Origin of the sequence: Pedobacter antarcticus (assembly GCF_900112985.1) — a bacterium.
Lineage (GTDB): Bacteria > Bacteroidota > Bacteroidia > Sphingobacteriales > Sphingobacteriaceae > Pedobacter > Pedobacter antarcticus.
In genome coordinates, this window is the sequence record NZ_FONS01000016.1 from 1 (window position 1) to 25,201 (window position 25,201).

The 25,201-nt window shown below is 40.8% G+C and carries 20 protein-coding genes; 10 read left to right on the forward strand and 10 right to left on the reverse strand.

Annotated features, from left to right (window positions below; translation table 11 throughout):
- On the reverse strand, window positions 1-275 hold a 275-nt coding region (locus tag BM192_RS21075), incomplete at its 3' end, for an ISAon1 family transposase N-terminal region protein (protein ID WP_074964110.1).
- Between the two features lie 120 nt (window positions 276-395).
- On the opposite strand from BM192_RS21075, the gene BM192_RS19585 reads away from it, so the two are divergent.
- The 7 genes from BM192_RS19585 (at window position 396) to BM192_RS19615 (ending at window position 10,791) form a co-directional block, all read left to right on the forward strand.
- A complete protein-coding gene (locus tag BM192_RS19585) occupies window positions 396-1,256 on the forward strand; it encodes an HD domain-containing protein (RefSeq protein WP_037443036.1) in 861 nt (286 codons plus the stop codon).
- 375 nt (window positions 1,257-1,631) lie between these two features.
- The gene (locus BM192_RS19590) at window positions 1,632-2,459 is read left to right on the forward strand and encodes a siderophore-interacting protein (protein WP_037443034.1); all 828 of its coding nucleotides are present in this window, start codon (window positions 1,632-1,634) and stop codon (window positions 2,457-2,459) included.
- Window positions 2,460-2,679: 220 nt separating this feature from the next.
- The gene (locus BM192_RS19595) at window positions 2,680-3,240 is read left to right on the forward strand and encodes a sigma-70 family RNA polymerase sigma factor (protein ID WP_074964111.1); all 561 of its coding nucleotides are present in this window, start codon (window positions 2,680-2,682) and stop codon (window positions 3,238-3,240) included.
- A gap of 23 nt (window positions 3,241-3,263) precedes the next feature.
- Window positions 3,264-4,418: a FecR family protein gene (locus BM192_RS19600; RefSeq protein ID WP_051760112.1), complete on the forward strand. Its 1,155-nt coding sequence runs from the start codon at window positions 3,264-3,266 to the stop codon at window positions 4,416-4,418.
- A gap of 76 nt (window positions 4,419-4,494) precedes the next feature.
- Window positions 4,495-8,019 carry a TonB-dependent receptor gene (locus BM192_RS19605; protein ID WP_234797592.1) on the forward strand — a complete coding sequence of 1,175 codons (3,525 nt, stop codon included), beginning with the start codon at window positions 4,495-4,497 and terminating at the stop codon, window positions 8,017-8,019.
- Window positions 8,020-8,047: 28 nt separating this feature from the next.
- A complete protein-coding gene (locus tag BM192_RS19610; protein WP_037443055.1) occupies window positions 8,048-9,820 on the forward strand; it encodes a RagB/SusD family nutrient uptake outer membrane protein in 1,773 nt (590 codons plus the stop codon).
- Window positions 9,821-9,852: 32 nt separating this feature from the next.
- The gene (locus BM192_RS19615; RefSeq protein ID WP_316931013.1) at window positions 9,853-10,791 is read left to right on the forward strand and encodes an endonuclease/exonuclease/phosphatase family protein; all 939 of its coding nucleotides are present in this window, start codon (window positions 9,853-9,855) and stop codon (window positions 10,789-10,791) included.
- A 58-nt stretch (window positions 10,792-10,849) separates the two neighbouring features.
- On the opposite strand, the gene BM192_RS19620 is transcribed toward BM192_RS19615, so the two are convergent.
- Genes BM192_RS19620 through recJ form a run of 4 tightly spaced genes read right to left on the reverse strand, consistent with a single transcriptional unit; the run spans window position 10,850 to window position 16,088 of the window.
- Complete coding sequence (locus BM192_RS19620; protein WP_037443030.1) at window positions 10,850-12,070, reverse strand: GAF domain-containing sensor histidine kinase; 1,221 nt, start codon at window positions 12,068-12,070, stop codon at window positions 10,850-10,852.
- A 40-nt stretch (window positions 12,071-12,110) separates the two neighbouring features.
- Entirely contained in the window at window positions 12,111-13,625 is a 1,515-nt protein-coding gene (locus BM192_RS19625; protein ID WP_037443026.1) for a GH3 auxin-responsive promoter family protein, read from the reverse strand.
- Window positions 13,626-13,641: 16 nt separating this feature from the next.
- A complete protein-coding gene (lptB, locus tag BM192_RS19630) occupies window positions 13,642-14,376 on the reverse strand; it encodes an LPS export ABC transporter ATP-binding protein (protein ID WP_037443024.1) in 735 nt (244 codons plus the stop codon).
- A 5-nt stretch (window positions 14,377-14,381) separates the two neighbouring features.
- Window positions 14,382-16,088 carry a single-stranded-DNA-specific exonuclease RecJ gene (gene recJ, locus BM192_RS19635; protein ID WP_037443022.1) on the reverse strand — a complete coding sequence of 569 codons (1,707 nt, stop codon included), beginning with the start codon at window positions 16,086-16,088 and terminating at the stop codon, window positions 14,382-14,384.
- Between the two features lie 180 nt (window positions 16,089-16,268).
- On the opposite strand from recJ, the gene BM192_RS19640 reads away from it, so the two are divergent.
- A complete protein-coding gene (locus BM192_RS19640; protein ID WP_037443020.1) occupies window positions 16,269-17,036 on the forward strand; it encodes an MBL fold metallo-hydrolase in 768 nt (255 codons plus the stop codon).
- Window positions 17,037-17,045: 9 nt separating this feature from the next.
- Here the strand turns inward: BM192_RS19640 and BM192_RS19645 are convergent, their stop codons facing one another.
- The 4 genes from BM192_RS19645 to ahcY form a co-directional block, all read right to left on the reverse strand.
- Entirely contained in the window at window positions 17,046-17,441 is a 396-nt protein-coding gene (locus tag BM192_RS19645; RefSeq protein ID WP_234797593.1) for a response regulator, read from the reverse strand.
- Between the two features lie 137 nt (window positions 17,442-17,578).
- Window positions 17,579-20,464 (reverse strand): aminomethyl-transferring glycine dehydrogenase, encoded by a 2,886-nt coding sequence (gene gcvP / locus BM192_RS19650; RefSeq protein WP_037443018.1) that lies wholly within the window; start codon window positions 20,462-20,464, stop codon window positions 17,579-17,581.
- Between the two features lie 72 nt (window positions 20,465-20,536).
- Window positions 20,537-21,256 carry a pyridoxine 5'-phosphate synthase gene (locus BM192_RS19655; RefSeq protein ID WP_037443016.1) on the reverse strand — a complete coding sequence of 240 codons (720 nt, stop codon included), beginning with the start codon at window positions 21,254-21,256 and terminating at the stop codon, window positions 20,537-20,539.
- A 359-nt stretch (window positions 21,257-21,615) separates the two neighbouring features.
- Entirely contained in the window at window positions 21,616-22,932 is a 1,317-nt protein-coding gene (gene ahcY / locus BM192_RS19660) for an adenosylhomocysteinase (RefSeq protein WP_037443014.1), read from the reverse strand.
- 171 nt (window positions 22,933-23,103) lie between these two features.
- Between ahcY and BM192_RS19665 the strand changes: the two genes are divergently transcribed.
- Together BM192_RS19665 and BM192_RS19670 are read left to right on the forward strand one after the other, a co-directional pair.
- Window positions 23,104-23,670 (forward strand): hypothetical protein, encoded by a 567-nt coding sequence (locus tag BM192_RS19665; RefSeq protein WP_037443012.1) that lies wholly within the window; start codon window positions 23,104-23,106, stop codon window positions 23,668-23,670.
- 186 nt (window positions 23,671-23,856) lie between these two features.
- Window positions 23,857-24,267, forward strand: coding sequence for a BrxA/BrxB family bacilliredoxin (locus BM192_RS19670; protein WP_037443010.1), 411 nt, complete (start codon window positions 23,857-23,859; stop codon window positions 24,265-24,267).
- Between the two features lie 117 nt (window positions 24,268-24,384).
- On the opposite strand, the gene cdaA is transcribed toward BM192_RS19670, so the two are convergent.
- A complete protein-coding gene (cdaA, locus tag BM192_RS19675) occupies window positions 24,385-25,176 on the reverse strand; it encodes a diadenylate cyclase CdaA (protein ID WP_037443008.1) in 792 nt (263 codons plus the stop codon).
- Between the last annotated feature and the right edge of the window lie 25 nt (window positions 25,177-25,201).

Here is a 25,201-nt window from a genome sequence, read left to right on the forward strand (position 1 = left end):
TAAGCAACCTTGTTTGTGCTGGTATTTAGCCAGCGTCGACGTTTGATATGAAGAAATACCTTGTGGCCTCGAATGGGGAAATCCTGTACGGTGATGGTGGAAAAAAAACCTTTAGATAGTAATTTCTCTCCATCAGGCACATTTGGAGTAGTATTAACTTCCTGCAAGTCCAAATGAAAAACGTCTTCTTCTTTCCGAACTCCCTTAAGTTCAAAAAAGTCAAGAATAAAATCTGGTAATAGTAAGCTTATTAAAGAATGGTAACCGTCCTGCATCAAGTAAGAAATCTAAAGCAACAAAGCTAAAAATATAAGAACTGATCCACAAGTTTTTGACTTGATCCGTAAAAATCGATCTTTCATCACCACCATTTTTGGAAGCATTATATTTGTATTATGATGACAAGCGATATTTTTTACGGTAATTTCGAACTTGAACCTATATTAGGTGATCTCATAAATTCAGCACCAGTTCAAAGATTAAAAAATGTTCATCAGGGAGGTGCCACTTTTTTGGTCTCTCCAAATGCTGGTCACAGTAGGTATGAACATTCTATAGGAGTTATGCTTCTTGTGAGGACACTAGGGGGTAATCTGAAAGAACAGGTCGCCGGCCTCTTACACGATGTTTCCCATACCGCTTTTTCCCATGTTATCGATTATGTGCTGAAACAGAAGGGAGAAGATTATCATGAACAAATTTTCGAAGAAGTAATTGCAAAATCCACTATACCGTCCATCCTCTCTAATTATGGATTCAGCACTTCTGTGCTCGAAGACCCCGGGCATACCTTGCTTGATATGCCTCTTCCTGCTCTGTGTGCAGACAGGATAGATTATACTATCAGGGATTTATATCATTTTGGTCTTATCGACATTGTTGAAATACATAACTTTTTAAATGAGCTTGGTGTTCAGGACGGCAAGATCGGTGTGAAGAGCGAAAAAGCAGCTTCATGGATTACCGGTAAATATCTTCAGCTCAATAATGAATATTTCAGAAAGCCAGAACATATATTTGCCAATACCAGGGTTTCTAAATTGATCGCTCTAGGACTGGATAAAGGCGTTATCGTTTTGTCTGATCTCTGGAGAGATGATCCTGCAGTTTTATCGATGATAAAGTCCGATCCGCATCTGAACGTAGAACTTGAAAAAATAAAAGGCCTTGATGGATTCAAAAGTTTTTCGGACTCTGGGTCCGGGATTGTATTCAAAGAAAGGACACTCGAACCGATGCTCATTAATGCTACCTAAAATCTTCAAGAAGAAAATTTGAATCCTGGAAAAGAGGATAAATAACAGATCGTAGTATTTCAAATGATAATTTACGCTGGTAATAGTCATAATTTTCCTCCGTGCTGTTTCGTATTGATAATCAACTCAATTGTAGTTTTATTGTCATAGAATCAGTTAATTCATTTAGAACCTTTCTAAATAAGAATATTTTTACAAGATTTGCTCTCGTTAAAAGGTGATACAAAATTTATGCGTTTACATTATGCAGAAGGGTTTACCCAGCCCTGGCATCCATAGGCCATAAGAAACAAGCCCTGTTTACCCATGCCGAAAGGGCATGGGTAACGCAGGCACTATTAGTCTGGATTTCCCGGGCTAAAAAAATAGAGAACGATGAGTGAACAACAAAGTAAACCAGCGGTTATTCAGGCTGAATTGATCTTAAAATATAAAAAATATATAAATCCGCATTACATCAGAGTGACGCTGACAGGCGATGACGTGCCTAAATTTGCAGAAGTAACTGTTGGCGTAAATAATAAAATATTTATACCTCCTGCAGGAGTTGAACAAGTATATTTTCCAGAGTTCGATTATGAGAAAGGCACATGGAACCATCCACCAGAAGCTTTAAGGCCGATTGTACGTACTTATACGCACCGGGGGATCGATCTTGAGCGTAAAGAAATGATCATCGATTTTGTTGCGCATGGTGATCAGGGGCCAGCATCTGCCTGGGCTATAAATGCCCGGCCTGGAGACAAACTGGGGGTTGCCATGAAAGCAAAAACGAGTCATCTGTTTCCTGAGGCCGACTGGTATTTGCTGGTTGCAGATGCGACAGGCATACCTGTAATAGCTGCCATTCTTGAACAATTGCCGGCTACAGCTTCTGGAGTAGTTTTTATCGAAGTTCATGACAAAGCCGAAGAACAAGACTTGAGTACGAAAGCAGACATGCAGATTAACTGGCTGCATCATCCGAATCCAGGTGAAAATACAGTGCTTTACGATGCTGTACGTGAACTAATATTACCTGAACTTCCAACAACACGTTTCGGATATGTTGCGGCAGAGTACAATGCCGTTAGAGATGTCCGCCAATATCTGAGAAAGGAAAGGGGCTGGACTTTAAATGAGTTATATGCCTATGCATATTGGACTTATGGTATCACTGAAGACGGATCTGTTCAGTCACGTCAACAGGAGCAAAAGAGTTAACAGGGTTAAAGATAATTAATTATAACTTTTTAATCTGCAGTTGCGAGGGAATTCTACCTCTCGGCTGCAGATTTTTTTTGTACCAAAATACTTACATATATCCTGTTCTTCAGCTCTTTCACAGGTTTGCATATGCTGGTTTAATGTTATATGTTTGAAATGCAACCAGCTGTAGTTATTCTTTGCACCGGTAAGACACCTATTAAATCAACCAAATATTTTGAATTCTGAATACTTTAACGAGTCGGAAGCTGAGCGTTCACTAGATCAGTTTAGTGCAGCAGATAAAGCTGACCTTAAAGTTTTCTTTTTTAAATATTATAAGTTACTCTGTGTACAGGCGTTTTATCTGTTGGATGATGAAATGGAAGCCGAAGATCTGGTACAGGATCTCATTATAAATTTCTGGCAAGAAAATAGATTCAGACAAATACAAACCAATTTTAAGGCTTATTTACAACAGGCGGTGTATCGCAGGTGTCTTCACGTAATAGACAAACGTAAAGTACGGCTGTCCAGAATGGACGATTATGCGCACAATTATTTAAATCGGGAATATTATCAGGACGGTATAGAGCGTAAAGAACTGGCAATGATTCTGGATTCTGCTTTGAATGAGTTACCACAACAGAGATTTGAAGTGTTTAAACTGGTTTGTATGGAAAATAAAAAATATCAGGATGCAGCAAATGAATTGGGAATTTCTATCAACTCCGTAAAAACGCATCTTAAATTAGCCATTAAGGGGTTACGGAAAAGACTGTTTTTTCTCAAAAATTGAAAATAATATGGTTATAAAAAGATATGTCGGAGGATAAAAGAGATCTTGAGCTTTTATTTATAGAGAAATTTCTCGGAACTCTTTCCGTTGAGATGGATCAGTATGCAAATGACCTGATCGCATCTTCTGAAGAGGCTGCGGAGCTTTGGGAACAAGTACAGGTTAAATTAGGATCTTCGTCGTCCAGCCATCGCATAGCACAATTCGATCCGCAATCGCGCTGGGAAAAATTCGAATCAAGAATTGAAGAAAATAGACATAGTAAACCAAAAAAGCGACGACTCCGGGTTTTTATTCCTTATCTGTCAGCGGCAGCGCTTGTACTCCTTATCCCATTTGTCTGGCTGTATTTTATCAAAAAAGAATCGGGTGACCAGGTTCCTGTACTAGCTGATACGGTGTTGCCTGCAAAACAAGGCGTACTCTTAAGTATGGAAGATGGTCAGGTGCTAAAATTGGATAAGGGAACTATGGATATGAACCTGAATCAGGCCCGAATAAAAGTCGAAGACGGTAAACTTAGTTATGTGCCTTCGGATATGGCAATTGCGGAACGGATAACCACACTCTCTGTTCCAGCGGGACAAGATTATAAAATTGAGCTCTCAGATGGAACTGAAATTTGGATGAATGCTTCTTCGTCTTTAAAATTCCCCCTCCGGTTTAACGGTAAGCAACGGGAAGTAACTCTGGTTGGAGAAGCATACTTTAAAGTTCAAAAAGACGCGAACAGGCCTTTTGTAGTTCATACAGAAGGGAATCAGGTGATTGTGATGGGTACCTCTTTTAATATCAATGCATATAATAAGGAGGATTATGTTGCTTCATTGGTGGAAGGGAAGATTAAGGCTGTGAAAGGTAATCAGCAAATTATGCTTGTTCCTGGTAAACAAGTAATTATGGAAAACAACCAGATGAAAGAGCAGCCCTTCGATCAAAGCCATATTCTATCCTGGATGGACGGACTTTATTATTTTAATGATAAGCCGTTGGTTGAACTTAGTGCTGTAATCGAGCGCTGGTTTAATGTAAAAGTGATAGTTAGCCAAGCTATTAAAGGCAAACGCTTTACCGGCGCCTTCGAGAAGAATAAGCCGCTAAATGAAGTGATGACTAACCTGAGATTATCAGGTGATGTGAAATCAAACCTCAAAGCAGGTGTCCTTTATCTGAACTAATTTTTTTTATTTCGTTTCCTCTTCACCCGTTCTTTCCTATTTCCGGTCTTATAATAAACCAATATAGACCAGATTTATGAAGAAACTCAAACTAAACACCGGGCCGCGGTACATGTTGCTGCTGCTGTTTTTACTCATCTTATCTTCTGCAACCCGCAGCCAGGGGAAAGATAAGATTACCCTTGTAAATGATCATATCCGGTTGACGGATGTATTTTCGATCATCAAAAAACAGTCTGGGTACACTGTTTTTTATAACAATGAAATTTTGAATGATAAAGAGACGGTCCGTGCAAATTTTAAAGGCGCAGACTTGGATCAGGTTATGAATCAGGTGCTTTCTGGAAAAGAACTCAGCTGGGTAAAACAAAACCAATTTATCATTATTAAAAAAAAAGAGCCGGCAAAACAGGATAAAAATATAGCTATCCTGCCTTCAGGCATCATCAGTCAACAGCTTACTATTAGTGGTACAATCGTCGATGAAACAAATCAGACTTTGCCAGGAGTAAGTGTTAAAGTTAAAAATACAGCGACTGGAGCAATGAGTAATTCAGATGGAAAATATACCATCACCGCCGCACCTAATGCTGTTCTTGTTTTTTCTTTTATCGGATATATCAGTCAGGAGATTACGGTTGGCAGCCAGAAAACAGTTAATGTGAAGCTGGTTCCTGAAACATCAGACCTGAACGAAGTGATTGTCGTTGGATATGGTACTACACGTAAGGAAAATTTAACCGGTGCCGTTGACCAGGTGAGCGGGGAGGTTTTCGAAAACCGTCCGATCACCAATATCGCTCAAGGACTTCAGGGCGTAATTCCAAATTTAAACCTTACACCCGGTGATGGAAAACCAACTTCGTCGCCTTCATTTAATGTCAGAGGTACAACCTCTATCGGGCAGGGTGGAAGTGCACTGGTTTTAATTGATGGGGTAGAAGGTGATCCCTCTTTACTGAATCCAAATGATATCGCTAGCGTTTCTGTATTAAAAGATGCAGCTTCTTCCGCAATTTACGGTGCGAGGGGTGCTTTCGGTGTCGTGTTAATTACTACTAAGAACCCAGTAAAAGACAAAATAAGTATCACCTATTCGAATACTTTTTCAACTAAAAAACCGACTACTGTTCCGGATATGGTAACCGATGGTTTTCAGTGGGCCACCATGTTTAATGAAGCGTTCTCCGCGTGGGATAACTATTCCACGACGCCGCAAAATGTAAACAAGACTCTTCGTTTTTCACCTGAATACCTGAAGGAACTCGAACGCAGATCTAACGATCCAAGCTTACCTAAAGTAGACATCAACCCGAATACGGGCGAGTATGTGTATTATGGAAGTACGGACTGGTATCATGAGCTCTATAAGGACCGTACCTCCTCCATGGAGCATAATCTTTCGTTATCTGGTAGCAGTGAAAAAGCTAGTTTTTACCTGACCGGAAGGATGCTGAATCAAAATGGGATCTTCCGTTATAATTCCGATGATTATAAAATGTATAATATCCGGGCTAAGGGATCTATTCAACTAACACCGTGGTTGTCCCTGAATAATAATACAGATTTCTCTAACGTACAATATCACAATCCACTGAATGTTGGAGAATCCGGCGGTATCTGGAGAAATATGGCTGATGAGGCCCATCCGCTCTCTCCACTATTAAATCCCGACGGATCGCTTTCACACTCTTCCGCATATACTGTCGGAGATTTCTACTACGGCAAAAATGGAATTAATACTAATAAGAGACAAATTAGAAGTACAACCGGACTTGCTGCTTCTTTCTTCGATAATAAATTCCGTGTAAAAAGTGATTTCACCCTGCAGTATAAGGATGATAATGAAGAGCGTATCCGTGTCCCTGTTCCATACAGCAGAATTCCTGGTGTAAAGGAATATGTGGGGAACAATTATAACGACCTGCGCAATACACGCCGTGAGACGGAATATGTCGCTACCAATATTTATGGGGAGTACGAGAATACTTTCAAGGGTAAGCATTATTTCAAAGCGATGGCAGGCTACAACTACGAGTTGTCTACTTATAAACGTGTAATGGCACAGCGTAACGGGCTGATTTTTGAAGATGCTAAAGACTTGAATCTGGCACTTGGACAGTCTGTTCTGGCCGAGGGTGGTTATGAACGCTGGAATGTGATGGGTGGTTTCTACCGGTTGAACTATTCATATGATAACCGTTATTTACTGGAGGTAAACGGCAGGTATGATGGTTCGTCCAAATTCCCTTCTAATGAGAGATTTGCATTTTTTCCTTCTGTATCTGCAGGATGGCGGTTGTCTGAAGAACATTTCTGGAAAGTATCACCTGATATTATATCAAATGTTAAACTCAGGGCTTCTTATGGGGCGCTGGGCAATGGTAATATTGCATCTTATATGTTTCAGGAGCAACTGAAAATTAAACAATCTGACAGAATCCTTGAAGGAACCAGGCCTCAGCAGACAAGCAAGCCGGAAGTTATTCCTGCGGGGCTGACCTGGGAAACTTCCACAACAAATAATTATGGTTTAGATTTCTCTTTACTTAAAGGGCGTCTGAGTTTTACCGGAGATGCTTACGTGCGGAAAACTACAGATATGTTTACCATTGGGATGACTCTCCCAGGGGTATTTGGAGCTACTCCGCCTAAGGGGAATTATGCCGATCTGCGTACGACCGGTTGGGAAGTCTCCGTAGCCTGGAGAGATCAGTTTAATATTTCTGACAAGCCTTTCAGTTATAATATACAGGTTGCACTATCTGATTATAAAGCGAAGATATTAAAGTATAATAATCCTGAGCGCCGATTGAATGACTATTACACCGGGCAGCGTATAGGTGAGATCTGGGGTTATGAAACGGACGGCTTCTTTAAGTCGGCCGAAGATATTGCTAGTTCTCCAAAACAGAATATCTTCCGTTCTTCTTCCAGTGGAGTATGGTTACCTGGAGATATCAAGTTTAAAGACCTGAACAACGATGGTGTGATTGACGATGGCGACAATACCGTAGATTCTCATGGCGATAAAAAGATTATTGGAAATAGCGAGGCACGCTATCGCTTCGGAATTAATTTCGGTGCAGAATACAGTAATTTCTTTTTTAGTGCATTCTTCCAGGGTGTTGGTAAGCAGGATTGGTATCCGAGTGCGGAGTCAAATACTTTCTGGGGACAGTATAACCGGCCATATGGTGACGTCCCTAAATATCAGTTGGGAAATATTTGGTCTGAGACTAACCCGGATGCTTATTTTCCAAGATACAGATCAAGATTAGCTTCCAATTCACAGGGAACTCTCGTCGCGAAACAGACCAGATACTTGCAAAACCTGGCTTATATCAGATTAAAGAGTATCCAATTTGGTTATAATCTACCTAAAAGCTGGCTTACACGTGTTAAAGCCGGTTCAGCAAGGATCTTCGTTTCCGGAGAGAATTTATGGACGTATTCGCCTTTCTATAAGCTAACTAAAGATATTGATATTGAAAGTACGGGGAAATCTGACCGTGATCTGACTGGTGATGATAATTTCGGTGATGGTAATAATTATCCAATCCTGAAAAGCATGACTATTGGTCTATCAATTACTTTTTAATTCTTCAGGTAATTCAAATAAAAAAAACATGAAAAAAACATTCATACTATTATATATAGCACTGGTGGCCGTATCCTGTAAAAAGCTGGATCAGAAGCCGATGGATACGGCTACACCAGAGGCCGTATTTAACAATGAGAAAGGTTTGCAGTTATATTCTAATTCATTTTATAATATCTTGCCGGATGCCGGTGGAGTACAGCGTGGAGATGCAATGTCAGATTTTGCGGCCAGGCGGGAGCTTCCTGAATTTATAAGGCCTGGTGCATACAGCGCCAGACAAAGTACCGGATGGGATTGGGGAGACCTGCGTAATATTAATTATTTCATTGAAAAATGTAACGACCCTGCAGTTCCGGAAGTAACGCGTAAAAACTATATCGCGATTGCCCGTTTTTTCAGGGCCTGGTTTTATTTTGATAAGGTAAAACGTTTCGGAGATGTGCCCTGGATCAACAAAACTTTCCAGGTGAATGATCCCGACCTGTTTAAAGCACGTGATCCAAGAACACTGGTTATGGATTCCATTCGTCAGGATCTGGACTATGCAATCGTAAATCTGCTGAAATCAGATGATCCTACCCGTACAAGGATTACTAAATATGTTGCCTATGCTTTCAAGTCCCGGGTATGTTTGTTTGAAGGTACTTTTCGTAAATATCATACAAACTATAACCTGAGCACGACTGCCGATACCTGGTTACAATATGCAGCCGACGCTGCAAAGGAAGTAATGAATGGTGCAAATCTAAACATCAGTGAGGCTGGTGGCAAAGATGTAGCTTATCGTTCTTTATTTACAAGTAAAGCACCTGTAGCAACAGAGGTAATGCTTACTAATGTGTACGATGATGCGCAATCTCGCTATAATGACGCAAACTGGTACTGGACAAGTGCTACCTACGGTGATCGGGTAAGTTTGATCCGTACTTTCGTGAATACGTACCTGAATGTCGATGGTACGCCATTTACCAGTAAACAAGGTTATCAGACGATGTCGTTCCTGGAAGAGATAAAGAACAGAGACCTGCGATTGAAACAGACAATCCGTACACCAGGTTATAGCAGGATCAATGGAGGAGTTCGTGATGAACAACCGCCTTTGTTTTCTTATACTTTTACGGGCTATCATCCGATCAAATGGACATTAGATGATATGTATTATGATAGTGGCGAAAGAAATGATAATGTAATGCCAATTCTCAGATTTGCCGAAGTGTTGCTAAATTATGCGGAGGCGAAAGCTGAACTTGGCACACTCACTGATGCAGACTGGTCTAGTACTATTGGAAGACTGAGACAGCGGGCCGGTATTACAGGTGGGTTGAATAATATTCCGGTAATAGCAGATCCATATCTGAAAAGCACTTACTTCCCAAAGATTACCAGCCCGGCAGTTTTGGAGATTCGCAGAGAAAGAGGTATTGAACTTGTTTTTGAAGGTTTCCGTTTTTACGACCTGGTGAGATGGAAAACCGGGGAACTGATGGACCAGCAATGGAATGGGATTTATGTAACAGCTTTAGATCAATTGATGGATCTGAATGGAGATGGGAAACCAGATGTGTACTTTTACACCAGCAGGCCGGCTACTCAGGTACCGGGAGTAAGTTATGTTAATGTTGGAGCGACATCCGGTACGGCAGCTAATCCATACAGGTTAAGTGAAGGTAACAAAGGAGAAGTAAACTGGCTTTACAATGTAACCAGAAAGTGGGATGACAAATTCTATCTGTATCCGATACCTGAAGCTGACAGGTTAATGAACCCTGCTTTAGGACAGAACCCAGGCTGGAATTAAATTGGTCTGGCGTTAATTATTAATTTATAAAAATGAAAAGAATGACAAATCTGAAAAAACTACTGGCAATTGCAATGCTGCTTATTCTGCATTCAGTTGTGGTTTCGGCACAAACTTTTAATGTGGCTACTTATAACCTTCGAAATGATAATAAGGGCGACGTAGCACAGGGAGATGGTTGGGTTGACCGCAGGCTGCCGGTTGTTGCTGCTTTAATTCGTTTCCATGGTTTTGATGTTTTTGGAACACAGGAAGGTTTCTATCATCAGCTGACCGGATTGAAAAGCGCTTTGCCTGGATACGATTTTACTGGTGTTGGCCGTGATGATGGAAAACAGGGTGGTGAGCATTCTGCGATCTTTTATAATTCGAAGAAGTTTGATTTACTGGAGCATGGCGATTTCTGGTTGTCTCAGGATCCGACCAAACCTAATAAAGGTTGGGATGCTGTACTGCCAAGGATTTGTAGTTGGGCAAAATTGCAGGTAAAGGGAACTAAAAAATCCTTTTATTTCTTCAATATCCACTTTGATCACGTAGGTGTGGAGGCGAGAAAGGAAAGTGCAAAGCTGATTTTAAGCAAAGTTAAAGAAATGGCTAAGAATCATAGCGCAATTTTAACCGGAGACTTCAATGTAGACCAGCATAATGAAAGTTACCTGCTGTTAGATAATTCTGGTGTATTGAAAGACGCTTTTGAGAAAGCAGAATTCAAATATGCGGTGAATGGAACCTTTAATAATTTTAATCCAAACACCAAAACAGAGAGCAGAATTGACCATATCTTTTTGACTGATGATTTCGCTGTAAGTAAATACGGAATACTAACTGATACTTATCGTTCGCCAATCAAAGATAAAGAAGAAGAATACCGCTCAGGTAATTTCCCTAAAGAGGTATCGCTTAAGGATTACAGAGCAAGAATGCCGTCGGATCACTTCCCGGTTATGGTTACTGTATCGTTTAAGTAATTTGCCTAAAAACAAGAAAAGGTCTGTCATTGATAAAATGATAGACCTTTTCTTGTTTTTATTCTCCAGTTTGACTGATTGGAAAAGAGACAAAAAAGGAACTTCCTTTTCCTTTGCCCTCGCTTGTTGCCCATACATTGCCTTTATGACTTTCTGCAAGCATCTTTACAATAGACAAACCCAGGCCATAAGATTTTTCTCTCGCTGTGGGTGTGCTACTTAAGCGTGCAAATTTTATAAATAGCTTTTCCTGATCTGTTTCTGTCAGTCCCTGCCCCTGGTCACGGAATTCCAGAATGATTTGATTTTCTGACGAAACCTCTGCAGATATGTAAATTTTTGTTCCGGGATCCGAGTATTTTACAGCGTTGCCCAGCAGGTTGCTTAATATATCCATAATACGGATTTCATCTGCGGCTATAGCAACCTCAGGTATCGCAGGGGTAATGATTAATGTCTGGTTCTTTGAAGCAAGAGTTAATTCAAATGACTGGCGTAATTGATCCAGCAGGCCGCCAATCCAGATCTGTTCGTGAACCAGGCTGGTACCGGAGTTTTCACTTCTCGCATTTGTGAGTAACTGATCCAGGTTTTTCTCTATTCCTTTTGCGGCTTTTTCAATTCTGGAAGACATATCCTTAATCTTCTCCGGATCCATAACCCTGGTGCCCAGTAGCTGCGCATATAATGAAATCGACGTCACCGGATTCTTCATGTCGTGGGCCAGCCGGTGTAATCTATCGTCGTATGCTCTGACTATTTTACGGTTAACCAGCCTGGTATCCAGTTTTTCCATGACTACTTTGGAAAGAAGCTTCAGCATTTCAATTTGCGTATCACTTACGGTTTGCCGGGGCTGCTCACTAGCCACACAGACTGCACCCAGAATAAATCCGTCTGCTGTTTTAATCGGGGCAGCAGCATAGAAGCGAATGCCATCTTTTATATTGACATAAGGGGCTTTTAATAATTCAGGGAACTGGTGAGTATCGTGGAAAATTGCAACATCATTCGTAGAAATACAGAGCGCACAGAGGTCATTCTCCCTGGCGATGCGTTCCCCTTCCAGACTCCCGACCTTAGCTTTATAAAATACCTGGTCCTTGTCTACAAAAGTGACAAAGGCATCAGTCGTGTTAAAGATCTGGGCTGCCAGCTGGGCGATAGTATCAAAATCCGTTTCAGGAGGTGTATCCAGAATCTCATACTGATATAATATCTTTAGGCGTTGCGTATCATTGTCCGGGATCAGTTGCTCTGGTATTTGCTGTGTCTTCATAGATCTTGCTGTTATTTGCCTGCCTGTCCCGTATAAATATTTACAGATTCAGGAGGGGTAAAATTTCTTCGACATACTTTCTGTCATTGGCCAGTCGGGGCACTTTATGCTGTCCACCTAGTTTGCCTTTTGACTTCAGCCAATTATAGAACGTTTCTTTCGGTGCATTATGTACTTTTGGACGGCATAAAGCCATATTGTTAAATCTCTTGGCGTCGTAATCAGAATTTATTTCCCTCAAGGTCTGGTCTAATACATTGATGAATTTCTCAAAATCATCAGGTTGCTGGTCAAATTCTATAATCCATTCATGTCCGCCTGCATCTTTTCCACAAAAATAGATAGGGCAGGCAGTGTAATCTTTAAAGACAGCACCTGTTTCCCTGCAGGCTTTACTAATTGCCTGTTCGGCGTTATCAATGATTATTTCTTCTCCAAAGGCATTGATAAAATGTTTGGTTCTGCCCGTTATCTTAATTCGGAAAGGGGAGAGTGAAGTAAATTGAACAGTATCGCCAATCATGTATCGCCATAATCCGGCATTTGTGGAGATAACAATAGCATAGTTTTTAAAGAGCTCTACTTCATCAAGACCTAAAGTCGTTGGGTTTTCCTGCTCAAGTTTTTCCAGTGGAAGAAACTCATAAAAAATCCCATAATCCAGCATCAGCAACATCTCTTCCGACTGCACCTGATCCTGGATACCAAAGAAGCCTTCAGAAGCATTATACGTTTCCAGGTAATACATCTCATCACTTGGAATTAATTCCCTGAACTGATCTCTGTACGGGCCGAAATTTACAGCGCCATGAAAGTAAAGTTCCAGGTTGGGCCAAACTTCCAGCAGGTTGTTTTTACCGGTAATTTCCAAAATCTTTTTTGCGAGGACTATTGTCCAGGTCGGGACACCCGATATATTGGTTACATTTTCTTTAATTGTCGCCTCTGCCATTTTTTCCATTTTTTGCTCATAGTCATCCATGAGTGCGATGGAAATATTTGGTGTTCGATAATATTCTGCCCACATAGGCAGATTCTTAATTAACACAGCAGAGAGGTCACCATAAAATGAGTCTTCGCTCAGCTGGTTAATCTGGTGGCTCCCACCCAAAACAAGCGCTTTGCCGGTGAGAATCTGATTAGTAGGTTTATTATTGCAAAATATAGAAATGAGATCTTTTCCGCCTTTGAAGTGGCATTCTTCCAGTGCTTCTGTGGAAACGGGAATGAATTTGCTGCGGTCACTTGTTGTTCCGGAGGATTTAGCAAACCAGCGGATGTCCGAAGGCCACAGTAGATTCTGTTCTCCTTTTAACATTCTTTCGATATACGGCTTAAGCGTATCATAACTCTGCAGTGGAACTCTTTCCTTAAACTGAGCCGGATTTTCTATCGAACGGTAATCATATTTTTTACCCCATTCGGTATTCTCTGCACTGGAGATGAGCTGGTGAAACCATTCGTCCTGCACGTCTACCGGATATTTCATGAAAAGTTCGATCTGATGGACCCGCTTTTTCATATACCAGGTAAAAATTGAATTTACAATCGCCATTTTGCTTGGTTAAGAATTAAAGATTTTTACTGCGGAGTACGAAGTTCGAACCCAGATATACTTTTCTGACCATTTCATTCGCGGCAAGTACCTCAGGCGTTCCGGATTCCAATATTTTACCTTCAAACAACAGGTAGGCACGGTCTGTAATCGACAATGTTTCCTGTACATTATGGTCTGTAATGAGGATACCGATGTTTTTGTTTTTTAATTTTGCAACTATGGTCTGGATTTCTTCCACAGCAATCGGGTCGACCCCGGCAAACGGTTCATCCAGTAAAATGAAATTAGGACTTGCAGCCAGCGCTCTGGCAATTTCAGTTCGCCGGCGTTCTCCACCTGATAAAAGGTCTCCACGATTCCGGCGTACTTTGTGAAGACTGAACTCATCGATCAGCTCTTCTAGTTTTTCCTGGCGCTGTACACGGTCCATATCTGTCATTTCCAGGATAGCCATAATGTTGTCTTCAACTGAAAGCTTTCTGAAAACAGACGCCTCCTGAGCCAGATAACCAATGCCTTTTTGTGCCCTGCGGTACATGGCATCGTTTGTTATATCTTCATCGTCAAGAAAAATTGTTCCCTCATTTGGTTTGATGAGTCCTACTATCATATAAAATGAAGTAGTTTTCCCCGCACCATTCGGGCCTAATAAACCCACAATCTCTCCCTGACTTACATTGAACGAAACGTCGTTCACAACAGTTCGTTGCTTGTATTTTTTTATCAGATTCTCCGCTCTAAGATTCATCTATATTATGCTTGTAAAAGTCTTATTCCTTTAATATTCAGTTGCAAACGTTTCTGATCTTTCCAGACGTTTTCTTCTATCGTATAACAAATTGAAAATGGTCTGCCCTGTTGTAAAAGGGATTCCCATTCTGCCAGGCCAAACCCAATGCTCTCAAAAATAGCTGAATTTTGTTGTTTAATACTCAATTTCAGATGTTTTGTTCCTACAACGTATGGTTTTCCGACCAGAAATACTTCTTCGCTATGGAAAACCGGTGCAGGATTGAGTGGCCCGAAAGGGGCCATTTGTGCAAGTACACGTTGAAATTTACCATCGATTCTAGACAATTCAATAGCTGCATCTATTTGAATTTCCGGCGAAAGCATATCCTGCGTAATGGTTGCAGTGACATAATTTTCAAATCGTTCTGCGAATTCATGAATGTTTTCCGGTTTTATTGTCAATCCGGCGGCAAACTTATGTCCGCCGAACTGTTCCAGTAAGTCTGCACAACTTAGCAGTGCTTCGTACAGATCATAACCAGGAACCGATCTTGCCGAACCGGTAAGGAAACCATTTGAGAGCGTGAGAACAATGGTGGGTCTGTAATATTTTTCTGTAAGTCTTGAAGCAACAATACCGATGACACCTTTATTCCAGCGCTCGTTATAAACTACTGTTGTCTTTTTGCTGATCAGGAATGCAGATTCGTCAATCATAGCCAATGCTTCTGCGGTCATTTGCTGATCAGAAATTTTACGGTCAGCATTCTGCTGATTAATAAAATCACTTTGTGTTCTTGCGATTTCCTCTTCATCACATAAAAGCATTTTCACAGCCTGGTTTGCATGGTCCATCCTGCCTGCTGCATTAATACGCGGGGCTAGTGTAAAGACGACATCAGTTAAGGTGAAATCTTTATTTTTACCACAACTGTCCATCAATGCTTTCAAGCCTATGCAAGGGTTGGTGTTGAGCCGGATAAGTCCGTGAAAGGCCAGTATCCGGTTTTCCCCTGTCACTGGTACGATATCGGCGGCAATGGAAACCATAACAAGATCCAGATACCTGAGGTATAGGGCGGCATCCAGGTTATTTTTAATACACCATGCCTGTGCCAGCTTAAAGCCTATGCCGCAGCCTGCAAGTTCTTTGAAAGGATAGGAGCAGTCTTTTCTTTTTGGGTCCAGTACGGCCGCTGCATCCGGTAATTCGTCTCCCGGCAAGTGATGGTCACAGATAATAAAATCTATATCCAGACTGCTTGCATATTGAACTTTATCGTTTGCTTTAATTCCACAATCCAATGCAATAATAAGGGTGATTCCATTTTTTTTTGCATAATTTATTCCGGCCGTGGAAATGCCATATCCTTCCTTGTGGCGGTCGGGAATATAATACTCCATTTGGGAATAAAATTGCCTGAAAAAACTAAATGCTAAAGCGACTGAAGTCGTTCCGTCTACATCGTAATCACCGTATATCATTAGCTTCTCTCCGCTAAGAAATGCTTTTTCAATCCTGCTTATAGCAAGGTCCATATCTTTCATTAAAAATGGATCGTGCAGGGAATTAAGGTCTGGCCGGAAGAAGTCTTTTGCCTGCTGAAAAGTTTGTATATCCCGCGCTACCAGAATTTCGGCAAGGGCGGGATCTATATTAAGTTCACGGGCAAGCGTTAAACTGATTGATAGCTCATCAGGTTTAGCCTGCACCCATTTTTTATCCATGTTCAATTATATTTATTCTGGCTCTGTCACGGCTATGCAAGATCTGCTGCCTGAAACAGGGTTTTGTCTAATTATCCGGCCGATCAGGTATTCTGTCCTTTTCATTTAAACAGGTTCCCTATCTTTGTGATCAATTTGTAAATATATCATAAAATATTCTTTTGACTAATACATAAGCCCGTGCAAGTTTTTACATTATTTGAAGGTTCTTATTCTGTTGCAGCAGATAAGAAGTTTATTCCTTTTGACCCGCAAACAGACCAGGCTAAAGACCGGCCCGGTTCTCTTTTTATCCATGTTCAGCCGTTTTTGATTAAGCTGGGTTCCCATCTGTTACTGCTTGATACCGGCCTTGGTTATAGCAATGATGAGGGAAGAATGATCCTCCACGAAAATATAAAGAAAGTAGGTTTTGAACCCCAGGACGTTGATTATGTATTGATGTCCCATTTACATTTTGATCATTCAGGAGGAATGGTACACCGTACGCCTACTGGTATGGACCTTAGTTTTCCTAATGCTACTTATGTAATTAACCGGGGTGAATGGGAGTCTGCATTTTCCAAAACCTCCTCCTCCTATAGAACTGATATTTTTGATTTCGTACAGCGGAACGCTCAAATTCAATTTGTTGAAGACAGTGGCGATCTGACCTCTGAAATCAGTTATATACTTACCGGGGGGCATACACCCTTTCACCAGGCCTGGTTTTTCGATGATGGCCAGGATAAAGTGTTTTTCGGTGGTGATGTTTTACCTGAACCTGAAGAACTCGTTAAGAAGTTTATCGCTAAATATGACTATGACGGCCGCAGATCTATGGAGCTTCGGGAAGAATTTGGAAAGTCAGCGGCAGAAAATAACTGGCTTTGCCTGTTTTACCATGGCAAGAGCAAAACCACTGCCTTTGTAGAGCAGAATGAAGAGGGACACTTTAAGGTCGTTTAAAAACGATTCTTACACTTTTCCTTCAAATAGTTCTATAAGACGTTCAATAGAAAGGGGTTTAGAAATAAACCCTTTTACTGTTTTATAGGTTTTTGCTTTTTCAATATCATTTTCATAAACCGAAGAAGAAAGCATATACATATCGGAATCTTGTAAAATGCCGAGCTTCTCATAGACTTCCAGGAACTCCCAACCATTTAAAACTGGCATGTTGATATCAATGAGGATTAGATCTGGAAATGATATGTCATTTTGCTGCAGATCTTTTAGATAATCTATCGCCAGCTGACCATTTGTTTTTGCCACCATTTTCGCGTCATAGCCCGTCTTTTCTACAATTTTTTTAATAATGAAGATGTTGATATCGTCATCGTCAATGACCAGTAAATTAATTGGTGTACTCATCAATTTGTAGATTTTAATAATTATGGTTTATAATAAAGATATATAATAGAATGTCAATTCAATATTCATTTACGATTTTAACAGGCAAAAAAAAGACCACTTATTTAAGTGGTCTTTTTTTTGTTCGAAATATAGTATTATATAGCTGCGTCTTCTTCCATGTAACTTTCAATCGGAGGACATGCACAAACTAGTGATCTGTCTCCGAAGGAGTCATTTACACGGCCTACCGACGGCCAGAATTTATGTGCTGCTACATAAGGAAGCGGGAACGCTGCAACCTGTCTGCTGTATCCATGTGACCATTCGTCACCTGTTACTACTGCAGCCGTATGCGGTGCGTTTTTCAGTGGGTTATCTATACGGTCCAGCTGTCCTTGCTCAATAGCACTGATTTCACTTCTGATCGCAATCAGTGCATCACAGAAACGGTCAAGCTCATGTTTCGGCTCACTTTCAGTTGGTTCAACCATTAAAGTTCCAGCTACCGGGAATGAAACCGTTGGTGCGTGGAAACCATAATCCATAAGTCTTTTTGCGATATCAACCACTTCAATACCGTAATTTTTAAACTCGCGGCAATCCAGAATCATTTCGTGACCACAGCGGCCATTACTTCCAGAATACAGGACAGGATAGTGCTGTTCTAAACGTGCTTTAATATAATTTGCATTCAAAATAGCATAACGGGTAGCTTCTTTCAGGCCTTCTCCTCCCATCATTGCGATATAAGCATGTGAGATGATCAAAATAGATGCTGAACCCCATGGAGCAGATGACACAGCAGGGATTGATTTTCCTTTGTTAATATCAACTACAGCATGTCCCGGAAGATATTTAACCAGGTGTGCTGCCACGCCAATCGGACCCATACCAGGACCACCACCACCGTGCGGAATACAGAAAGTTTTGTGCAGGTTCAAGTGGCATACATCGGCGCCGATATTCGCAGGGCTGGTTAATCCAACCTGTGCATTCATATTCGCACCGTCCATATAAACCTGACCTCCATTTGCATGAATAACTTCGCAGATCTCTACGATACTTTCCTCAAATACACCGTGTGTAGAAGGGTAAGTAACCATGAAGCAGGAAAGATTATCTTTATGTTGTTCTGCTTTAGCCTTTAGGTCTTCTACATCGATATTACCCTGAGCGTCACATTTAACAATTACGATCTTCATACCGGCCATAGCTGCAGATGCAGGATTTGTACCATGGGCAGAAGAAGGTATCAGAGCAATATTACGCTGGAAATCACCACGGTCCTGATGATAAGCACGAATGACCATTAAACCTGCATATTCTCCCTGAGCGCCTGAATTAGGTTGCAAGCTCATTGCAGCAAATCCTGTGATTTCACTTAACCATCTGTCAAGTTCATTGAAAACACTGTAATAACCAGCTACCTGATCTGCGGGAGCGAATGGATGAATCTTAGAGAATTCTGCCCAGGTAACCGGAATCATCTCCGTAGTGGCATTCAGTTTCATTGTACAGGAACCCAATGCAATCATCGAGTGGCATAATGAAAGATCTTTTGCTTCCAGAGACTTGATGTAACGCAACATTTCATGTTCTGAATGATGCGAGTTAAATACCGGGTGAGTCAGGTATGCTGACTGACGCTGAAGTGCAGCAGGAATAACTGTTTCAATATGTTCTTCGGAAGCTAATTCTACACTGTCTGCAGCGATGCCTTTTACTTTCGAAAATATTTTGTTCAGTAATTTAATGTCTTCCAGTGATGTTGTTTCATCCAGGGAGATATAAGCTACTGTGCCTTTATAATATAAATTGATCTCGTTGTCGATACATTCTTTATGAATAGAGTCTTTCAGGTCACCCAGTTCAACCTGGATAGTATCAAAGTATACTTTATTCAATTGTGAATAACCGATTTGCGTTAAAGAATCTGATAATGCTACTGCCAGACCATGAGTTCTTTCTGCAATTAGCTTTAATCCTTTCGGGCCATGATATACCGCATAGAAACCAGCCATTATTGCCAGTAAAGCCTGAGCTGTACATATATTTGATGTCGCTTTATCTCTGCGGATATGCTGTTCGCGGGTTTGTAAAGCCATACGCAATGCATAATTATTTGCACTGTCAATAGTTACACCGATAATCCTTCCCGGAATAGAGCGTTTATATTCTTCCTTTGTTGCGAAAAATGCGGCATGAGGCCCACCGAAACCGATAGATACACCAAATCTTTGTGTTGTACCAACTACGATATCCGCTCCCCATTCTCCCGGAGGAGTCAGTAAGGTTAAACTCAGTAAGTCTGCTATTACAGTTAATTTTACCTGAGCATCATGAGCCTGAGTGGCAAAAGCAGTATAATCAAATACTTCACCATTTCCTGCAGGATACTGTACTATTGCACCAAAGTAGTCTGCTGTTGGGGTAAACGTTCTATGGTCACCGGTAACCAGTTCGATTCCAAACGGGTTCGCACGGGTTTTAAGAATGTCCATTGTTTGCGGGAAGATGAGTTCAGACACAAAGAATTTTCTTGCATCCTGATTTTTACGCAGACTAAACTGCATAAACATAGCTTCCGCAGCTGCTGTTCCTTCATCCAAAAGCGACGCATTCGCAATTTCCATTCCTGTTAGGTCAATGACCATAGTCTGGAAATTCAATAATGCTTGCAGACGTCCTTGAGCTACCTCCGCCTGGTAGGGTGTGTACTGCGTATACCATCCTGGGTTTTCCATTACATTTCTCAGAATTACTCCCGGGGTAATGGTATCATAATAACCTTGTCCGATATAAGATTTGAAAACCTTATTCAATGAAGCGGCTTGTTTGAGACTGGACAGATAATCTTTTTCAGATTTGGCTGCTGGCAGATTTAAAGGTTTTTTTAATCTGATTTTTGCCGGAACTGTTTGATCAATCAGTTCATCTACAGAACCCAGACCAAGGGTACTTAACATGGCGTCAGTATCTGCCAGGTCAGGGGCAATATGACGGTCTTTGAAGTCTTCTTTGTAATGAATGTTTAAGCTCATGGGGTGTAGCAATAAATTTGCGCAAAGGTACTAATTTTCATAGCTTTTTACTAATGGATAAGCCGCTTTGGTTTATACAGATAATTGTCTGGTGTACAATTGAATTGTGTTTTCCAGTCCAAGGTATATGGCATCACTAATCAGGGCATGACCGATGGAAACTTCCAGCAGGTTTGGTATGCTGGATGCGAAATACTTTAAATTTTCCAGATCCAGGTCGTGGCCGGCATTAATACCCAAGCCTAATTTATTGGCTGTATGCGCTGCCTGAATATAAGGAGCGATTGCTTTAACTTTGTCGCCTTTATAACCAGCTGCATAAGCTTCCGTATATAATTCAATACGGTCTGTCCCGGTTTGCTGTGCTGCTTCGATCATGTCCCTTACCGGGTCTACGAAAATGGAGACGCGTATGCCAGCTCCCTGAAAAAGGCTAACCATCTCTTTAAGATAAGTCTGATGCGTTACAGTGTCCCAACCATGATTAGAGGTTATTTGTCCCTCCGAATCTGGTACCAGTGTAACTTGTGCAGGAGCATTAGCCAGAACCAGATCTATAAATTTCTGCTCTCTGCAATTACCCTCTATATTTAGTTCTGTTGATATAACTGATTTTAAGTCAAATACATCCTGGTAACGGATATGTCTTTCATCTGGTCTTGGATGTACGGTGATTCCTTCTGCTCCAAATCTCTCACAATCCAGGGCAACCTTAATCAGGTCTGGATTATTTCCTCCTCTGCTATTACGTAAGGTGGCTATTTTATTGATGTTAACGGATAGTTTTGCCATAGACAAAGATAATTCATAATTCAGGAATGGGTATAATATTATTGTAAACAGGTGAAATTTGTAATTATCGCTATACGATAGGCTATGTTTCGTCATTGTCTCGAATCTTGTTCTATTTACCTCCAGTGTTCCTTCGTACTTCCTACAATTCCGATTGAAGGAAGTACGAAGGAAGTCCGAAGAAACAACGAACGAAGTGTGAAGGAAATGTTGACGAAACCAGCACAAGACTCTATTAACCTTTGGTTAATTTAACGGGGGCAATATAGGCGGGTCGTGTAAAGGCAAAACTGTTATATAAAAAAAAGGACGCAGCGAGAGCTGCGTCCTTTTATAGACTAAATCTTTTTCTGAGCAGATTAGTATCTGTATGCTTCAGCTTTAAACGGGCCGTCAACAGTGACACCGATATAATCGGCCTGGTGCTGATCAAGAACATCCAGCTCCACACCGATTTTAGCCAGGTGCAGACGGGCAACTTTTTCATCCAGGCTTTTTGGAAGAACATAAACTTTGTTCTCATATTTACCAGGGTTCATCCATAACTCCAGTTGTGCCAGAGTTTGGTTAGTGAATGATGCTGACATTACAAAGCTTGGATGACCTGTTGCACAACCTAAGTTAACCAGGCGGCCTTCAGCCAGTAAAATTACATCTTTACCATCTATGGTATATTTATCTACCTGTGGTTTGATTTCTACTTTTGTATCACCATAGTTCGTGTTTAACCAGGCTACGTCAATTTCATTATCAAAGTGACCGATGTTACAAACGATAGTTTTGTCTTTCATGGTTTTGAAGTGTTCGGCACGAACGATATCACAGTTACCTGTTGTGGTTACAACGATATCTGCTTCTTTTACCGCGTTAGCGAATTTCTTAACTTCATAACCTTCCATTGCCGCTTGTAAGGCACAGATAGGGTCAATTTCAGAAACGATAACCCTTACACCTTGTGAGCTTAAAGATTCTGCAGAACCTTTACCTACGTCACCATAACCCGCAACAACAGCAACTTTACCAGCTAACATTACATCTGTGGCACGACGGATCGCATCAACCAGTGACTCGCGGCAACCATATTTGTTGTCGAATTTAGATTTGGTTACCGAATCATTTACATTGATTGCAGGTAAATGAAGTGTACCATTTTTCATACGTTCATAAAGACGGTGAACACCAGTGGTAGTCTCTTCAGATAAACCTTTAATTGCAGCGATCAGTTCAGGGAAGCGATCGAATACCATATTAGTTAAGTCACCACCGTCATCAAGAATCATATTCAATGGCTGACGCTCCGGACCGAAATGTAAAGTTTGTTCAATACACCAGTCAAATTCTTCTTCGTTCAGACCTTTCCAGGCATATACCTGGATACCTGCTGCTGCTATTGCTGCTGCGGCATGATCTTGTGTAGAAAAGATATTGCAGGATGACCAGGTTACTTCGGCACCTAGTTCTACCAATGTTTCAATTAGCACTGCAGTCTGGATAGTCATGTGCAAACATCCGGCGATGCGTGCGCCTTTTAAAGGTTTGGATGGGCCAAATTCTTGACGTAAGGACATTAAGCCGGGCATTTCTGCTTCTGCTAGTCCAATTTCTTTACGGCCCCATTCTGCCAGTGAAATATCCTTTACTTTATATGGGATATAAGTGGTCTCTACTGATGACATATTGTTTTGTTTTAAATTGTTGATTATTAGATGTTTTAAATTAAATAAGAGTTGTGGTGCTTACTATTTCCCATCTTTAACAAAAACGATCTCTTTTATTTTTCAAAATTACACAATAGTTCAGCCAATTTCAAAAGGACGGAAAGAGGTTACATTAGGTTGAGAAACATTATGAAGTTAACCAAACCATCTATTGCAGCTATGGCTGTTATTTTATACTTTATCATAAGTTGCAACGAAACAGGTAATTTACAGGATACCAAACAGGAGAAATTAAAAAACAGCTATGCGAAAGACATAGTGAATACTTTTATTAAACAGTATATTAAATCAGATACAATCCGCATGTCTATGTCCTCAAACTTACCAATGTGGGGTCAATGTGCTAAGGAGACAAAAGATAAGTATAATCTTGACATTGATTTCGTAGACACATCTACATATCCGGACACTGTACTGTGGGATTCAAAAATAGTTCCACATGCGAAGCTTCTTACTATGAAAGAAGAAAAAGTTATATCGGGAGAGGATTCATACACTCACATTCAGGCAATTGATGATGAGAAAGATGCTTTTTATCGTTTTGGGCGGCCTGTTTTCTCTAAAGACATGAAATACGCTGCCATAGCAATATCGTTTTATTGTGGCATGCAATGCGGTAATGGTGCTATTTTTATTTACGAGCATACGAATAACGGCTGGGTTTTAAAAGAAGAAAGGTGCAACTATATCTCGTAGTAAAATAGTTCAGGAGGCTCAAAAAAGCTATTCTTCTGCAAAGGAGAATAGCTTTTTTTTTACCTGGAGATAAAACCAAAGTAATTTAAAGGTAAAAAACCCCGGGGGCAGGAATGAATGTTTTGATGCTATCAGGCAGGGGCTTACATTTGTATAAAAGAATACTCAAATTAAAGCTTAATATATATGTATCCAGAATATTTAGTAGAACCAATGCGTGCGGAATTAACGACTGCTGGTTTTGAAGAAATGAAAACTGCCGAAGATGTGGACAACGCCATTTCTGGAGCAGGAACAGTGTTTGTAGTGGTAAACTCTGTATGTGGTTGTGCGGCAGCAAATGCACGTCCTGCAGCCAGACTTGCAGCAGCAAATGAAAAACACCCGGATAAAATGATCACTGTTTTCGCTGGTATGGAAAAAGATGCAGTTGATCGTGCAAGAAGTTATATGATGCCTTTCCCGCCTTCTTCGCCAGCAATGGCTTTGTTTAAAGATGGTAAATTGGTTCATATGATCGAGCGTCATCAGATCGAAGGCCGTAATGCACAATTGATCGCCGATAACTTAATCGGAGCTTTTGATGAGCATTGCTAATCAAAAGCAGGCATACTGATTAGTTAACTAGTATAAAAAAGGCGGCTCATTTTGATGAGCCGCCTTTCCTTTTATAATGTGAATGCTTTTATACTGTGAATGTTTTTATACTGTGAATCAGAAATCTTTATTCAACAGCTTTTCCAACTCACCAAAAGATACGTTCATTCGTACGCGTCCCTGTTTAGCATAGGCGATTTCACCGGTCTCTTCAGAAACAATAACCGCTACAGCATCTGTACTTTCAGAGATCCCGATCCCGGCACGGTGCCTCAGACCGAATTGTGGTGGGAGCTTGTCGTTATCTGTTAGCGGGAGGATGCAGCTTGCATTCTTTATTTTGTTCTCAGAAATTACAACGGCACCATCATGAAGCGGGCTGTTCTTTTGAAAAATACTTTCCAGCAGCCGTTTAGATATCTTGGAGTCAATCACCTCACAGCTATTTGCGAACAGCTGATCATCGTAGTATTTAACAAAAACAATAAGGGCACCTGTTCTTGTCTTTTTCATGCTCTTGCAGGCATCAATAATGGGTTTAATCCGTACCAGATTGTCGCTTTCGGTATCTTTGCTTCCAAACAGATATCCCCACCAGGCTTTATTCTTCTGAAGAAATGTGTTTTTTCCGATCATCAGCAGGAATCTTCTGATCTCCGGCTGAAAGATTACGATGAGCGCAATGATACCTACGCTCATAAATTTATTGATAATCGTAGATAACAGCCGCATGTTCAATGCATCGACAACAAACCACAGAATAAGTATTATAAACATACCCAGCAGCAAGTTTACCGCAAGGGTGTTCTTAATCAGATTATAGGTGTAATATATCAGGAAAGCAACGAAAAGTACGTCGACAATATCCGTTACTGTGATCGTTAAAAAATCAAAGTCAAAGCCTTTCATAGCAGACAAGTTAGGTATTTTGGAT

Coding starts and splice junctions, on each gene's coding strand:
- BM192_RS19585 (WP_037443036.1), top strand. CDS start 396: ATGATGACAAGCGATATTTTTTACGGTAATTTCGAACTTGAACCTATA.
- BM192_RS19590 (WP_037443034.1), top strand. CDS start 1,632: ATGAGTGAACAACAAAGTAAACCAGCGGTTATTCAGGCTGAATTGATC.
- BM192_RS19600 (WP_051760112.1), top strand. CDS start 3,264: ATGTCGGAGGATAAAAGAGATCTTGAGCTTTTATTTATAGAGAAATTT.
- BM192_RS19605 (WP_234797592.1), top strand. CDS start 4,495: ATGAAGAAACTCAAACTAAACACCGGGCCGCGGTACATGTTGCTGCTG.
- BM192_RS19610 (WP_037443055.1), top strand. CDS start 8,048: ATGAAAAAAACATTCATACTATTATATATAGCACTGGTGGCCGTATCC.
- BM192_RS19615 (WP_316931013.1), top strand. CDS start 9,853: ATGAAAAGAATGACAAATCTGAAAAAACTACTGGCAATTGCAATGCTG.
- BM192_RS19620 (WP_037443030.1), bottom strand. CDS start 12,070: ATGAAGACACAGCAAATACCAGAGCAACTGATCCCGGACAATGATACG.
- BM192_RS19625 (WP_037443026.1), bottom strand. CDS start 13,625: ATGGCGATTGTAAATTCAATTTTTACCTGGTATATGAAAAAGCGGGTC.
- lptB (WP_037443024.1), bottom strand. CDS start 14,376: ATGAATCTTAGAGCGGAGAATCTGATAAAAAAATACAAGCAACGAACT.
- recJ (WP_037443022.1), bottom strand. CDS start 16,088: ATGGATAAAAAATGGGTGCAGGCTAAACCTGATGAGCTATCAATCAGT.
- BM192_RS19645 (WP_234797593.1), bottom strand. CDS start 17,441: ATGAGTACACCAATTAATTTACTGGTCATTGACGATGACGATATCAAC.
- gcvP (WP_037443018.1), bottom strand. CDS start 20,464: ATGAGCTTAAACATTCATTACAAAGAAGACTTCAAAGACCGTCATATT.
- BM192_RS19655 (WP_037443016.1), bottom strand. CDS start 21,256: ATGGCAAAACTATCCGTTAACATCAATAAAATAGCCACCTTACGTAAT.
- ahcY (WP_037443014.1), bottom strand. CDS start 22,932: ATGTCATCAGTAGAGACCACTTATATCCCATATAAAGTAAAGGATATT.
- BM192_RS19665 (WP_037443012.1), top strand. CDS start 23,104: ATGAAGTTAACCAAACCATCTATTGCAGCTATGGCTGTTATTTTATAC.
- BM192_RS19670 (WP_037443010.1), top strand. CDS start 23,857: ATGTATCCAGAATATTTAGTAGAACCAATGCGTGCGGAATTAACGACT.
- cdaA (WP_037443008.1), bottom strand. CDS start 25,176: ATGAAAGGCTTTGACTTTGATTTTTTAACGATCACAGTAACGGATATT.